The sequence below is a fragment of the Colwellia sp. 6M3 genome, assembly GCF_014077595.1.
Classification (GTDB): Bacteria; Pseudomonadota; Gammaproteobacteria; order Enterobacterales; family Alteromonadaceae; genus Cognaticolwellia.
The window spans coordinates 1-15,383 of sequence record NZ_JACGWF010000024.1; the positions used below are offsets into that span (position 1 = coordinate 1).

Below are 15,383 nucleotides of genomic sequence, written 5' to 3' on the forward strand. Positions count from 1 at the left end.
TTGACCTGATCATGATTTTCCCTGCATGGGGTACTGGTAATGGTGCAGAGTTTAGTGTTGATAACGTAGTGTTTAATATTGATCCTGATGCTGTAGCTACTTCACCAGGCGATTCAGGTGATGGTGCAACAACAACAACCGCTATGGGTATTGATTTTGAAGGGCCACAACTAACTTGGGGATCTTTTGATACTAATCCAGTTCAGTATGTTGATAACCCAGCTACCACTGGTATCAACACCTCTGCTACTGTTGCTTTATTAACGGTCCTTCAGGGTGATGGCGAATGGGCTGGAGCTAGAACTGAAGGCATTGATACATTTGCATTAGATGCAACAAACTGTACAGTTAAAATGGATGTTTACCGAGATACCATTGGTTTAACCCATGTTAAGTTTGAAAAAAATAATGGCGATGGTTGGGGATCTGCGGGTACAGTAGCTGTTTCTAATACCGTTATTAACCAATGGGAAACGTTAACTTTCGATACTTGTGGTTGGATTGGTCACGCCGAAACGGGTGTTATTGATGGCTTTGCTATTCATATTGATCAAACAGCAACTAGAAGTCAAGATACCCTGAACCACTTTGATAACATCATGTTCTCGGCACAAGAAGGTAGTGGAACTGCTCCTGATACGGCTCCAGCGATTGCAGCACCAGCACCAACAGCAGCTACGGCAGATGTTATTGCTGTATTCAGTGATAGTTACACAGCTGTTACCGGTGTAAACACAAACCCAAATTGGGGACAAGCAACAGTTACTACTGAAGTCGATATTGAGGGTAATAACACCCTGAAAATGGCTGGTCTAAACTATCAAGGTATTGAGTACTCTGTACAAGACGTATCGGGTAAAACTACCTTGCACCTTGATTATTGGACAGCAGATGCAACCACGTTTGATGTATTCTTAATCAGCGAAGGTCCAGCAGAAACTTCACACACAATCACGACAACTCAGAGTGGCTGGCAGAGTGTTGAGATCCCTTTAAGCACGTATTCAGGCGTAGTAGATCTAACCAAAGCATTTCAATTTAAATTTGTTGGTGCCGGTACCATTTATCTTGATAACTTGTACTTTTATTAAGCGTTGTTATTAACCTTGATTGATTAGTTAAATAGATAAATTAATAAAATAAAAAGGGTTTGCAGTGTTTACTGCAAACCCTTTTTTTATATGTTCATTATGCTATCTGTATGCTTAATACCAATTCCAATAAGTTTCTTCCCACTCAGCGAGATTTAAAAGGCTTAGAGGCACAGGTTCATTGTTCCAGACTGAACCTAAGTACCTACATCCATGTAGGCAAGGCATTGATTGTAGAGAATGGTTATTCTCGGTAACTGCTCCTGCGTTACCCTAATATCCTTCATCCATGTAGGAACCTTATCAAAATCAATAACGCTGACTGTAAACCTTTTAAACTCGCCCTTCGGGAGTTTTCCAGTGATTCGATAACCGCCTATAATTTCTTTCATATACGACTGCATGGATGCAGAAGGTAGAGCGACTCAGGAGACAAAGCCGAGAATAACTATATGCAAAAAAATTTAAACTTGTTCTCAAACCGCTGGCAAGCTCTGAGTGGGAACTAACTTAATGGATTTGGTATAAGGGTATATTTTAAAAACAGTGTATACCCATAAAGAATCATTATAAAAAAACAATATAAAGAACCATCGTCAGTTTATGGAGGTGGTTTTTATTTAACCTAAAGTTTTTAAGTTAAAGTTTTCACTTAATCAACTTACTTTGCAGAACTATTCAATATAGGCAACCAATAACCAAAGCCCCAAAGCATGGTTTGTCCAAAGTTCATTGCTAAGCCACTTTGGCTTTTAAATTTAGTTTTCATGGCAAAAAACTCAACAAAGTGCACCAAAAGAGTAATACAAGCTAGTAGTGAAACATAAAATTGAACTTCTGTTGGCAGTGGTGACAAGGACAATAGACCTAGTATTGCGAAGATCCATAACCCGGTCAGTAAGGCTTTTAGACTAAATACAACTACATTAAACATCTGTAACTTCCTAAACTAATGCGCCAAAATCATATCTGCAGCTTTTTCGGCAATCGCCATCGTGGGCGCGTTTGTGTTACCACTAACAAGCGTTGGCATAATAGAAGCGTCAACCACTCGAAGATTTTCAATACCATGAACTTTTAGCTGATGATCGACCACAGCCATATCATCATTACCCATTTTACAGGTGCCAACCGGATGATAAACCGTACCTAAACGCTCTTTTGCTTTAGCAAAAATTTGCTCATCGGTTTCAAAAGCGTTGCCTGGATGAACTTCGTTATCATAATGTTGGGCTAATGCTGGAGCGGTTAATATTTTACGTAGCTGACGCATACCATTAGTTAATACTGCCTGGTCTTTTCCTGCAGCATCAGAAAAAAAGTTAAAATCGATCTCGGGGGCATCTTTGTAATTAGCTGATTTTAGCGATACTGTACCTGTGCTTTCTGGGCGAAGCACACAAACATGACATGAAAAACCATGCTGTGATAAAAGTTTTAAATCTCTGCCATTATCGTCATATAACAAAGGCAACATATGTAATTGAATATCAGGTCTTTCTATATCATCATTTGATTTAATAAAGCCACCCGCTTCAAGAATACTGTTGGCAAGCTTACCTTTTTTACCTGTAATATATTTAATCACGTCTGGCAGCATTTTTAGTAAACCTGAAACCGATGTGGTAAAGCCGTCTGTTTTTTTACTTTTGACTAACACGCAAGCATCTACATGTTCTCGCAGGTTTTTGCCAACCCCTTTAAGTTCATGTAAACATTCAATACCATGCGGTAAAAGTTCATTTTTGTCACCAATACCTGAAAGCATTAATAACTGAGGCGATGCGATACTACCCCCACTTAAAATCACCTCTTTTTTCGCGGTTATTGTGTTTAATTCACCTTTAACAAGCACATCGACACCATGGGCTTGTTGGTCTTTTATTAGCACTTTTCTTACCTGCGCATCGGTAATTACCGTCAAGTTTTCTCTCGCTAGTACCGGCAATAAGTAAGCATGAGCGGCAGAACAGCGCTTGCCATCTTTTATCGTACACTGGTAATAACCAACACCTTCTTGATCACTGCCATTAAAGTCATCGTTAAACTTAAAGCCAGCTTGTTGACCCGCCTCAATATAACGCTTACTAATATCATAGAAAACCGGTCGGTCAGTAACTTGCAATGGTCCGCTATCGCCATGAAATTCACTTTCTCCGCGTTGATTAGTTTCAGATTTCTTAAAATAAGGCAAAATATCATCAAAAGACCAACCCACATTACCTAACTCGCCCCAATGATTGTAATCTTGTTTCTGACCTCTAAGATAAAGCATGGCATTGGTAGCGGAGCTACCGCCTAATCCTCTACCACGCGGCACAAATAGCGCTTCACCATTGCGAATATCTCGCTTAGGCTTAGCATTGAAGCTCCAATTGAATTTCTTCAAAAACATAAAGGCGGCAAAAGCGCCTGGAGTATTAACTAACATGCTGTTGTTATCACTACCTGCTTCTAATAAACAAACACTATGTTTGCCACTTTCACTTAATCTATTGGCGAGTACACAGCCCGCAGAGCCGCCACCTACAATAACGTAATCATATTCATTATTTGTGCTTGTTTGAGTTTGCATAAAAAGCGCCTCTATTATAACAATCGACTAATTTATTAGGTTACGGAGTAACAACATTAAACCAGAATGGAAATTCATCCATCATCATTAACAGTTGCCCAAAGACTTGCCCGTTCCCATCGAGCTGCACTTTTCCTGATTCAACTAGTTGCTGAAATGACACTTGTTTTAGCAATAAAAAGTTTAAGTCTTTTCGGTTAATCGTTACGGTTAAGTCTGCTTTTTTGTCTTGTACGTTTTCAATATTATTTAAATGCGCGTTCTTAAGTTCTAATAAGAATTTTTCATTGCGGTCAGGAAAAATAACATTAATTTTAAATTGATGAGCCAAGGCTTTATCGCTATTTAAACGTACACCAAGGTAATCAAAAATAAGCTCACTGCTCATTGCTTTGATCATATCTGGTCCACCTTTCGTAGCTTTTGCTGTTTTAGGAATTCCGTGACGTAATTCAAAAGCTGCAGCTAAATAACTATTACGCCAGCCCGCATTTTCAGCCTGATAACCCAACTGTTCTAAGGTATCGGCTTGTAAGTTTTTTGCTTGTGTATTGTCTGGCTGAGCAAAAACCAAATGATTTAATAACTCAGCTACCCAGCGATATTCACCTTTTTTAAATGCTTTTTTCGCCTGAGTTAATACATTTTCTGCCCCACCCATTAACTCAACATATTTCACTGACGACTCAGTTGGGCTCAGTTTATTAAGGTTAGCGGGGTTTGAATCATAAAAGCCTAAATATTTATTGATAATGCCTCTTACATTATGAGAATAAGTGCCATGATAACCACGGTTGTACCACTGATGTGCTAAAACATCAGGTACCGCGAGTTGGTTATGTATCTCATTAATGGTGACACCTTTATTGGCAAGATTTAAGGTTTTATCATGCAAAAAACCATACATGTCGCGCTGTTTTTCCAATACTTCAACGATGTACTCTTTCCCCCATCTAGGCCATGAATGTGAAGCAAACATTACATCGCTGTCATGAGCAAAACGGTAAATAACTTTATTGATAAATTTACTCCACGCTTGCGAATCTCGTACTTCAGCGCCTCGTAAAGTATAAACATTATGTAATGTGCCAGTGACGTTTTCAGCCAACCATAAAGTTTTAAATTGCGGAAAATAAGTATTCATTTCAGCAGGTGATTCAGTACCCGGTGTGTTTTGCATCACCATTTCAATACCATCAACAACAAGGGTTTCTTCATCAGCCAAAATTTCTCTAGTTGGCGTGATCAAACCGATGTAACCCGTTGATAAGCCTTTACCAATTGCCGCATCAACTTGCCCTCGAGCACCTTTTGCTAGCGCATTACCATATTGATAAGTGGCGCGACGTGTCATGGCATTACCGGCTAATACATTTTCTTTAATGGCATGTTCCATAAAACCACGAGGTGCAATAATTTCGACTTCACCTGAGTCAACCTGTGCTTGGCTAACCACGCCTTTTACGCCACCAAAGTGATCAGCATGAGCATGACTGTAAACCACAGCCTTGACTGGAAATTCGCCTAACTCTTGCGTTACTAAAGCCAATGCAGCTCTGGAAGTCGCTGCCGTTAAAAGAGGATCAAAAATAATCCAACCACTATCCCCTTTTATAAAAGTAATATTGGCTAAGTCGTAACCTCTTACTTGATAAATACGGTCGGTCACTTGATACAAGCCATAAGCCATATTTAACTTAGCTTGGCGCAATAAACTGGGATTTACTGTATCAATGTTCTTGTTATCAAGTAAAAATTTATAGTTGCCCAGCTCCCAAACTACATTACCGGCTTGGTCTTTAATAATGAGTTTTTCAGGTCGCTTAATTAAGCCTTTTTCAGCCAAAGTAAAGTCAAGTTTATCGCTAAAAGGTAAGTTTTTTAATAACTCGGCTTGATGAGCAATAGTATATTTACTGGCGGGCTTTAGCTCGGTATTTGTATTGGCATTGGCCGTACTCATCGCGGCTAACAAAATACAATATATAACTCCAAGAAAGGGTAAACGAGGTTTTAACATGCTATTTCTCTTAAAAAAGTGGTAAAAAAAGCAAAAAAAACTGATTAATACTATTGAACATATATTCAACAATATTAATCAGTAAGGTTTTATTTTTGTTATCTACCTAGACGTCTCAGTGCAGAAGTAGAAAAATCAGTACGTTTAACTTTTTCGCCAAAAATCATAAAGGTTGGCTCTTCATTACTTAAACCAGTCACTAAATAACGTCCTGAGTTTAAGTCATGTAAAGTTTCAGCAACCATCCAAGGTGTATCTACATCATAAAACTGAATATTATGTGCTTCTGACAACTTCCAAAGTTCACCGCGACCATCGTATTGATCGATCACTGACGCACCCCAAGTATCTTCGTCAATAAAAAAGGTACGTTTAGCATAAATGTGTCGTGCGCCCTCTTTTAATGTTGCTTCCACTTGCCAAACACGATGTAACTCATATCTTAAGTAGTCAGCATTTAAATGACCTTCTTGTATCAAGTCTTCATATTTTGCGTTGGTATCAAGTAAGTTATAAGAGTTATATGGAATATAAAGCTCTTTTTTGCCAATTAATTTCCAGTCATAACGATCTGGCGCACCATTGTACATATCATAGTTATCTGAAGCTCTTAAGCCATCAGTACCAGCGCCTGGACCATCATAAGCAACATTAGGTGCACGACGCACACGACGTTGGCCTGCATTATAAACCCAAGCTTTACGTGCCTCTTTAACTTGATCAATAGTTTCATGCACTAATAATGCTGTACCGGTTAAACGTGAAGGAGCAGTAATTTCTTGTAAATAATAGAATAAAATATTGTCATCTTTATCGGCATCACGGCCCTCTTTTAAAAACTCAGGCCAAACGAGTTGATCATTCATTTTTACGGGCACAAATGAACCATTTGATTGCACAGGAATCGTGGTTAAAAAGCGCTTAGCCGTGCCTCCTCGATAGCGAGTAATATGATTCCAAATGACTTCTGAACCATTTTTAGCAATTGGAAAAGGGATAGCAGTATCGAAATTTATAATCCCATTGCCCGATTGTACTAACTCGGCAGTAGTGGCATTTTTCTTTATTACACCATATAAATCATCTGAATATGCCGCTGTACGCTTTGTTTTATAAATAGGCATTTTATAATCAGCATATTTTTCAAACATAGCGATTTGGCCAGGGCTCAAATTATTTTTGTAATCACTATAATTTGCAGACGTAATGACCATCAAAGGCTTATCTGCTGAGAAAGGATGTGCAGGTCGTCCTGAGTCTTCACTTTTTGTTGAGTTTTTACTATTTAATCCACCGGTCCAAGCAGGAATAGTGCCTGCGGCATTTGCAGACATTACAGCACCTAACGGTGTTAATGTTGTACCTAACTTGGCTGCTTCTTCTGGGCTAACTTTTGCTAAAACTGAGCTTGATGCTATGGTTAACATCAGTAAACTTGCTGTAGTTATATATTTTTTCATTATAATTCTCTTTTATTAACTTATCTCAAACCTTCATAAGTAAAGGGCCTAGATTAGTATGAAATGCCGAAAGCCAACGAGATTAAATCTTTATCTTCTAAAATATTGTGGCTACCACCTGAGTAATTGTTATAACCCAGTGTTACTGTATATTTTTGCTGATATGCGGCTTGTAAAGAAAAGCCTAAGTTTTTCCGACCTTCATGAAATTGTTGCCCCGGATCAGGTGAATAACCGCTAACATCGTGCGACCAAGATAAAGTCGGCTTTAACGAAACGCCAGCAAACACATCAGAATATTCCCAAACACTACGCAGACGATATCCCCACGCACTATCCGTGGTGTAACCATCACTACGACAGTCGCCAGATAAATTGCCGGCAGCAACTAAGTTAGTACAATTTATGCCTCCACCGGCATCAAAATCGCCTAAACCAAACACTGAATTTCTGCCATAATTTTGGTTTGAATCTTCAACACCATCAGTTAAAATTACGCCGAATTCTGCGATAACAGTAACACGTGAGGCTCCCATAGCATTATCAAAGAACTGAATTGCAGTCACTTGGAATTGGGTAACATCAAACTCGTCCCAACCTTTTGCTTCTTGACCATACCCTACACCTGTAACTCTTGAGGTGTAACGTAAAAAAGGCGCTTCAGATAACACACCATTGAGAATTTCAGGACCACTGATTTGCACTGGAGTATCTGGTTTGTAAGAAAGCTCACCTGATAAGGCAAAGCCAGAAACATTAGTAGCGAAACTTAAACCATAAAACTTTAAATCTTCAGGAAACTCAATATTGTAAGCTGGGTTTAATGCCGCTAACGCTCCACCAGTAGGATCAAATGCCTTAGGGACAAAAACAGGGGTAGCGTCACCAGTGGCAAGTGGAATACTGGTTCGTATAGCATTAATTAACGGTAGGCGCGAATGAATGTTCATATAATACAAACCAAATTCAGTATCATTTAAGGCTTCTGAATAATAACGTGCAGCTAAGCCATATTGACCTCCATCATCAGGTTCACCATCGGCTTGTCGCTCTGCAGCTAAACCAGCGGCTAAACCCGCTTGATCACCTAATGGGCCAACGGAAACAAAGTTACAGCCTGTAGCGGCAAAATCTGCTCCTGAAAAATAGGTACCACAACCATCAATTTGAGTTTTTTCCCACTCATATTGATAAAAAGCTTCAACACTGAGGTTTTCGGTTAAACCAGCATTGACGTAAAGCATACCGACCGGAAGAATACCTTCTTTTAAATCAGCACCTGGGCGTCTTAAAGCAGCGACATCAAATGGGTTTGATGAATTCATACCACCTTGTATAAATGTACTTTCTCCCCAACTAACCACTTGTCTACCTAAACGAACATCAACTGGGGCGTCACCTATATCAAATGAAGCATATACGTAAGCATCTAATAAGGTTATACCTGAAAACTTAGTGTTATCTTCAAAGCCATCATCACTTAAAGGGGTATTAGGCGTGTAACCATTATTAGAGTTACCATGAGGAACATCTTTATCTTTAAGGGCATAGTCATACCAATATTTTACCCGGACAAAGGCACCAAAATTATCTTTGCTTAGCTGAATATCATGCACACCTTTAATTATCTGCGAGTATGCATCACCTTTTTCATAGTTTAAATTACCGTCATCGGTCGTCGATGTACCACCAGTTCCACCATTGGTTTTACCAATAAAGCGAGGATCTGCATCGCCAAGACGCCAACTAGATCCAATATCTAATTGTGAGTTTATTTGCAATAAAATATCTTCGTTTTCACCTAGGTTAAAATCAACAGCATGCGCTGAAGACGTCCCCAAAACCAAGGCAACCATCAAAGCTATCGGCTTGATTTTATAGTTATTTTTCATCATATTATTCGCCTGTTTATTGTCTAGTAAAACATAATGTAATAGTAGTCTCACAATTACATTACGCCAATGATTTAAATAATATTTCGCTAAATGTGCCAACCTATTGTCATTTCGTGCAAATCTCGTAGAATGGGAAACCTTCAAAAATTTGGGCAATGTAGTGCAAGATTATTACTCAACATTAACTGGCTGGATGATCCCCATTTCAAGAGTTATGGACGCCCATAACATTGATATTGCTAACGCGTTAAAAGAATGTGATATTTCGCAAGATGTAATGACAGATCAAGAATCTCGTATTGCTGCTGAAAAACTTACCCATTTACTTGAATACTGTAATAAAGCACTCAATCGTCATGACTTTTCTGTATTAGTGGCGGAACAATTTCATCCGGGGATGTTTCACGCCTTGGGTTACGCTATGATGTCGTCAAATACCCTTTACGATGCCCTAGAACGTATAGCTCACTATAAGCGAGTCGTGTCAAATACATGCCAATTATTTAATCATGAGCGCAATGAACAGTTGATTTTCGAAATGGATGTTTTCACTTATGAATCAACTAACCGCCCTATTTTATCTCAAACAACTGTAGAGACATTTTTAGCCACAATTATTCGCTTTGCGCGTGAGCTTGTTTCGGCAGATTTTGCACCATTAAAGGTTTGTTTCTCGTATCCAACCCCAAACCACGACTTAACATACTTAACTGACTTTTTTAACTGTGAAGTTGAATTTGATAGTAGTCAAACCTCGATCATATTTGATTTAAAGCAAAGCCAAGAAAAATTACTTTGTGGCAACCCTTTAATAACGCATAGCCATGAGAAAATGCTTGACGAGTTTATGGCCAGAGTCGATAAAAATGATTTAAGCCATACAATTAAAAACAAAATTTTTGAATTATTACCACTTGGCGCACCATCACAAACTGAAATTGCAGAATACCTTGGTATGAGTTTGCGAAATTTACAACGTAAGTTGCATGATCAAGGTACAAGTTATAAAGAAATTTTAGAAAGTACACGTAAAAAGTTAGCGATGAATTATATTATTCAAAAACATTTAAGCTTAAGTGAGATTGGCTATTTAGTAGGTTTTTCAAGTGTCGGTAATTTTAATCGTGCTTTTAAACGTTGGACAACTCAAACCCCTGGGGACTATCGACAAGGTAGTAACTCTCCTTAAAAGCCCAAGAAATAACTAACTCAGCGACACCAACGCTAACAAGCTAAATCATTGAAGGTAGTAAATATAAATTAATTTATTACTCCCTTCTTCCACATCTATAGTTCAAAAAAGCCGCAGATAAAAGTATCTGTGTTGCAAAGATAATCATTTGGCACGTTTAACACCTCTCAATTATTTTTTTTTCATCAATACTAGTAAGTAGACATATTCAACTTATTAGGATTTTTATGCGTTTATCCCATATTACGTTCGGCGTGATAAATTTGTTTTTGCTAACTCATATTAATCTCGCCGTGGCAAATAGCAGCTTAGATCTACTTGAGCTTCCCGCAAAACAAAGTTCTTTAGCAAGCAAAAGTGTTTTAATGGCGATAACACCAGCGCAAGGTGCCGTGTTAGCCGTTGGCGAGCGTGGACATATTATAAGTTGGAAAAATAAAGACGACTGGCAGCAGCAGCAATCACCTGTTAGCGTTTCTCTCACCAATGTAACGATTCTATCTGATGGAAGTAAAATAGCGGTTGGCCATGATGGTGTTATTCTAAAAACTGAAAATAACAGCAATGTATGGCGTAAGGTCTTTACAGGCGCAGAGTTAACAAAATTGAAAATAGCGCAACTCACTAAGCAGCAAGCAGCTTTAAAACTAGTAATAAGTGAAACACAAGATGAAGATTTATTAGAAGAGCTAACCTTCCAACTTGAAGACTTTGTCTTTGCACTTGAAGACAACCAAATTGAATTAAAATCTGGACCAAATAAACCGCTATTATCTGTAACCCGAACCGCTAACAATGTAATTTTTGCTAGTGGGGCATACGGAACATTACTGACCAGTAAAGACCAAGGTAAAACTTGGACTTTAATCAATAAACGACTCGATAACCCCGACAACTTTCACCTTAACTCCATTATCTCCACTACCAATGGTCAGCTTTATATTGTTGGCGAAAATGGCATGGGCTTTCACTCTGCTAACCAAGGTGAAACATGGTCTACGATGGTTATGCCATACAACGGCAGCCTTTTTGGCATTATTGCTAACCCTGAAATACCTGAGCAACTTGTTGCATTTGGTCTGCAAGGTAATTTAATGATCTCACTTGATGGTGGCGAAAATTGGCAACACAAAAAGCTACAGACTAGCGCTAGTTTACTGGGGGGCGATTTTTCTAAACAGGGTCAAGCCTATTTAGTAGGTCATGGTGGGTTAATTGTTGATTTTTCACCTGAAAGCCTACAAACATTGCGTATTAATAAACACCCCTCAGGCGCAGCACTTTCAAGTGTATTAGTACAAGAAAATTCATTAGTTCTCGCCGGACAATTCGGAATTTCAACTTGGTTACTTAAGAAGTAAGGGCAAGCTTATGTCAGAGAATAAAACCGTGCATTCACCGACCAAACTAGAGCAGCTAATAGAAAACTTTGTTTTTGGTCATCGTGCATTAGTGATGGCAATCGTTGTGGTTTGTATCGCTTTGTTAACCATACAAGCCGTTAAAGTTAAGCCTGAAGCTAGCTTTACGAAAATGATCCCTGGCGACCATCCGTTCGTTAATAATTTTTTAACCTACCGAAAAGAACTGGCGGATTTAGGAAATGTTGTTCGTATTGTGGTTGAAACTAAGCAAGGTGATATTTTTAATGCTGACTTTCAACAAACCTTAAAGCAAGTCACTGACGAAGTTTTCTATATCCCCGGCGTAAGTCGTGACGGCCTCAAATCATTATGGACCCCTAATGTGCGTTGGCAAGAAGTCACCGAAGAAGGCTTTGTCGGCGGCGCTGTTATTCCAGATGGTTACGATGGCTCTGCCCAAATGATTGAACGGGTTAAAGCGAATATCTTTAAGTCAGGCCAAATTGGTGTTCTGGTGGCTAATAACTTCCAGTCAGCGATTATTTTAGCGCCCTTACAAGATATTAATCCTGAAACCGGCTTGCCACTTGATTATCGAGAGCTATCTTCAATTTTAGAAGAAAAAATACGCGACAAATACAGTAGTGATACGGTCACTATTCGTATTGTTGGCTTTGCAAAAGTGGTGGGCGATCTAATCGATGGCGCTTTACAGGTTGTCGCTTTCTTTGTTTTAGCCGTAGTTATTACCTTTGTATTGTTGTGGTTTTATTCACGCTGTATACGCAGCACAGTTTCGGTGTTAGTTTTCTCAATTTTTGCCGTATGTTGCCAACTCGGTATCCTAAATTTACTTGGTTTTGGTATTAATCCATATTCAATGCTGGTGCCCTTTTTAGTCTTCGCCATTGGTGTTAGCCATGGCGTACAAATTATCAACTCAATTATTCACCATAGCGTTACCGGCGCTAATAAAATTGATTCAGCCAAACTTGCTTTTCGTTCACTCTACATTGCCGGTATTACCGCTTTAGTAAGCGACGCTATTGGTTTTACCACTTTAATGGTAATTGATATCGAAGTAATACGAGAATTGGCCATCGCGGCGAGTATTGGTGTTGCTATTATTATTGTTACCAACTTAATCGCACTGCCTATCCTCATGAGTTACATCGGTGTTTCACCTGCCGGTTTAAAATACGCAGAAAAGTCTGCGCATAAAACAGGGATTGTTGAACGTTTGTTTAAAAACTTTGCCAAGCCTCCACTAGCAAAAATTGCGATAGCGATTGGCATAATCCTTTTTGGCTTGGGACTTTACTTCTCTCAAGCCATGCAAATAGGTGATTTAGACGCAGGTGCACCGGAACTAAGACCTGATTCACGCTATAACTTAGACAATGCCTATATTGTTGATAATTACAGCACCAGTACCGACCTATTTGTCATCATGGTGAAAACTGAAGTTGAGCAATGTGCTCAGTATCAGAATCTAGTGTGGGTTGATCAATTCCAATGGCACTTACGAAACGTACCCGGTGTTCAAGCGGTAAAATCTGTTGCTGATGTATCTAAATTTGGTCTATTTGGTATGAATGAAGGTTCACTAAAATGGTATGGCTTAAATCGTAACCAATTAATGACCAACGCTTCATTATCAAAAACACCGCAAGGCTTGATGAACAAAGATTGTTCAATGGTGCCGGTACTGGTGTTTCTTAATGATCATAAAGCACAAACTCTCGACAATGTTGTCAAGGCTGTCGAAGAGTTCAAAGCTGAAAACCCAGTTGATAATATCGAATTTCTCATGGCTGCAGGTAACGCAGGGATAGAGTCCGCCACTAATATGGTGATTGAAGATGCACAAACTGAAATGCTAGTTTGGGTATATTCAATCGTTATTATTATTTGTTTGATCACTTTTAGAAGTGGTCGCATTGTGATTTGTATTATCACCCCACTGCTCTTAACTAGCATTATGAGCCAAGGTTTAATGGGCATTTTAGGTATCGGCGTAAAAGTTGCCACCTTACCCGTAATCGCTTTAGGTGTTGGTATTGGTGTTGATTACGGCATATATATTTTCAGTAAGGTTAAAGAAGCGCTAAGCCAAGGTAAGTCGTTATACATGACCTATCGTTACGCGTTAAATCAAACAGGTAAAGCCGTTGCTTTTACCGGCATAACCTTAGCTATTGGTGTAGCTACCTGGGTATTTTCACCAATAAAATTTCAAGCTGACATGGGTGTATTACTCACTTTCATGTTTATTTTTAACATGTTAGGTGCGCTAACTCTCATTCCAGCAATTGCATGGCTACTCAAGATAGGTTCTAAAAAGGATAAGAAGTAATGACAGAAATAATAACAAAAACGGCACTAACAGATACTTTTTTACAACAAAGAGAATACTTTGCCAGTAATACTTATCCAAGTTATCAAGAGCGTATAAACGACTTAGTAAAATTAAAGGCAATGTTAATCGATAACCAAGAAGTCTTTATTAATGCTATGAGCCAAGATTTCGGCCATCGCAGTGCAGCGGATTCAAGAATAGGCGATATTCTCACTACGGTTATGGGTATTAACTACGCGATAAAAAAATTAAAAAAATGGATGAAACCTGAAAAGAAGCATATTGGGATTTTATTTCAACCCGCTACAGGGCAAGTGGTTTATCAACCGAAAGGCGTTATCGGTATTATTGCTCCATGGAACTACCCTTTGTTTCTTACTTTAGGGCCATTAACAACAGCACTAGCCGCCGGCAATACGGCGATGATCAAGATGAGTGAATATACGCCTAAAACCAACACCTTGTTAGCCCAATTAATTGCTGATATTTTCCCCCGCAACAAAGTAGCGATTGTTTGTGGCGAGTCTGATATGGCGGCAGCTTTTTCAAGTATCACTTTTGATCACCTATTTTTCACGGGATCTACATCGGTAGGAAAATTAGTGATGAAAGCCGCTGCTGAGAATTTAGTCCCTGTTACCTTAGAATTAGGAGGTAAATCTCCTACTATTATTGATAACGATATTGATATAAAAACAGCTGTTAGCCGACTGATTTTAGGTAAAACCCTTAACGCCGGACAAACCTGTGTTGCACCTGACTATATTTTTTGCCCTGAAAATAAAGTAGCTGAACTAACTCAAGCTTTTCAAACGGCTTATCAAAGCATGTACCCTAGCATTGATAAAAATGACGATTACAGCTGCATAATCAATGACGGTCAAAAGTCACGTTTAGATGGCTTATTAGCCGATGCTAAAGCGCAAGGGGCAACCATAACACCTTTATCAAAAGGCAGTGATGATAGTACTTGTAGAAAAATGCCTTTAACGCTTATTACTGATGTTAATGATGATATGACCGTTATGCAGCAGGAAATTTTTGGTCCGCTATTACCTATTATTGGTTATAAAAATATTAGCGATGCTATTGCTTATATAAATAGTAAACCACGCCCACTTGCGTTATATATTTGTAGTTTTAACAAGTCATTTCAACAACAGGTTTTATTGAATACACATGCAGGTGGTGTTTGTATCAACGACGCTGCGTTTCATGTGGCCGTTGACGACTTACCTTTTGGTGGCATTGGCGCTTCAGGCATGGGGCAATATCACGGCGATGAAGGTTTTAAAACTTTTTCACATGGAAAGGCCGTTTTATCACGCGGAAGAATTAGCTTCGGCTCATTACTATTCCCACCTTTTGGTAATAAAATTCATCAGATTTTATTTAAATTTTTCATTCGTTAATTGACTTAGTGAATA

The 15,383-nt window shown here is 38.8% G+C and carries 9 protein-coding genes and 1 pseudogene; 5 read left to right on the top strand and 5 right to left on the bottom strand.

Annotated elements, in window-relative coordinates:
* A pseudogene (locus H4J50_RS07330) lies at positions 1-1,091 on the top strand (hypothetical protein); the annotation flags it as partial.
* Between the two features lie 661 nt (positions 1,092-1,752).
* Here the strand turns inward: H4J50_RS07330 and H4J50_RS07335 are convergent.
* From H4J50_RS07335 to H4J50_RS07355, 5 genes are all read right to left on the bottom strand, one after another.
* Entirely contained in the window at positions 1,753-2,025 is a 273-nt protein-coding gene (locus H4J50_RS07335) for a DUF1145 domain-containing protein (protein WP_182255405.1), read from the bottom strand.
* A 15-nt stretch (positions 2,026-2,040) separates the two neighbouring features.
* Positions 2,041-3,666, bottom strand: a complete 1,626-nt coding sequence (locus H4J50_RS07340; RefSeq protein ID WP_182255407.1) for a GMC family oxidoreductase — start codon at positions 3,664-3,666, stop codon at positions 2,041-2,043.
* 40 nt (positions 3,667-3,706) lie between these two features.
* Positions 3,707-5,686 carry an alkyl/aryl-sulfatase gene (locus tag H4J50_RS07345; RefSeq protein WP_259366194.1) on the bottom strand — a complete coding sequence of 660 codons (1,980 nt, stop codon included), beginning with the start codon at positions 5,684-5,686 and terminating at the stop codon, positions 3,707-3,709.
* 98 nt (positions 5,687-5,784) lie between these two features.
* Entirely contained in the window at positions 5,785-7,146 is a 1,362-nt protein-coding gene (locus tag H4J50_RS07350) for a DUF1329 domain-containing protein (RefSeq protein WP_182255409.1), read from the bottom strand.
* Between the two features lie 53 nt (positions 7,147-7,199).
* Positions 7,200-9,041, bottom strand: a complete 1,842-nt coding sequence (locus tag H4J50_RS07355) for a DUF1302 domain-containing protein (protein ID WP_182255411.1) — start codon at positions 9,039-9,041, stop codon at positions 7,200-7,202.
* 103 nt (positions 9,042-9,144) lie between these two features.
* Between H4J50_RS07355 and H4J50_RS07360 the strand changes: the two genes are divergently transcribed.
* The 4 genes from H4J50_RS07360 (at position 9,145) to H4J50_RS07375 (ending at position 15,368) form a co-directional block, all read left to right on the top strand.
* Positions 9,145-10,230, top strand: a complete 1,086-nt coding sequence (locus H4J50_RS07360; protein ID WP_259366195.1) for an AraC family transcriptional regulator — start codon at positions 9,145-9,147, stop codon at positions 10,228-10,230.
* Positions 10,231-10,460: 230 nt separating this feature from the next.
* Positions 10,461-11,594 carry a YCF48-related protein gene (locus H4J50_RS07365; protein WP_182255413.1) on the top strand — a complete coding sequence of 378 codons (1,134 nt, stop codon included), beginning with the start codon at positions 10,461-10,463 and terminating at the stop codon, positions 11,592-11,594.
* Positions 11,595-11,604: 10 nt separating this feature from the next.
* Entirely contained in the window at positions 11,605-13,953 is a 2,349-nt protein-coding gene (locus H4J50_RS07370) for an RND family transporter (protein WP_182255415.1), read from the top strand.
* Complete coding sequence (locus tag H4J50_RS07375; protein ID WP_182255417.1) at positions 13,953-15,368, top strand: coniferyl aldehyde dehydrogenase; 1,416 nt, start codon at positions 13,953-13,955, stop codon at positions 15,366-15,368. The genes H4J50_RS07370 and H4J50_RS07375 overlap by 1 nt, the downstream gene beginning before the upstream one ends.
* Positions 15,369-15,383 lie beyond the last annotated feature (15 nt).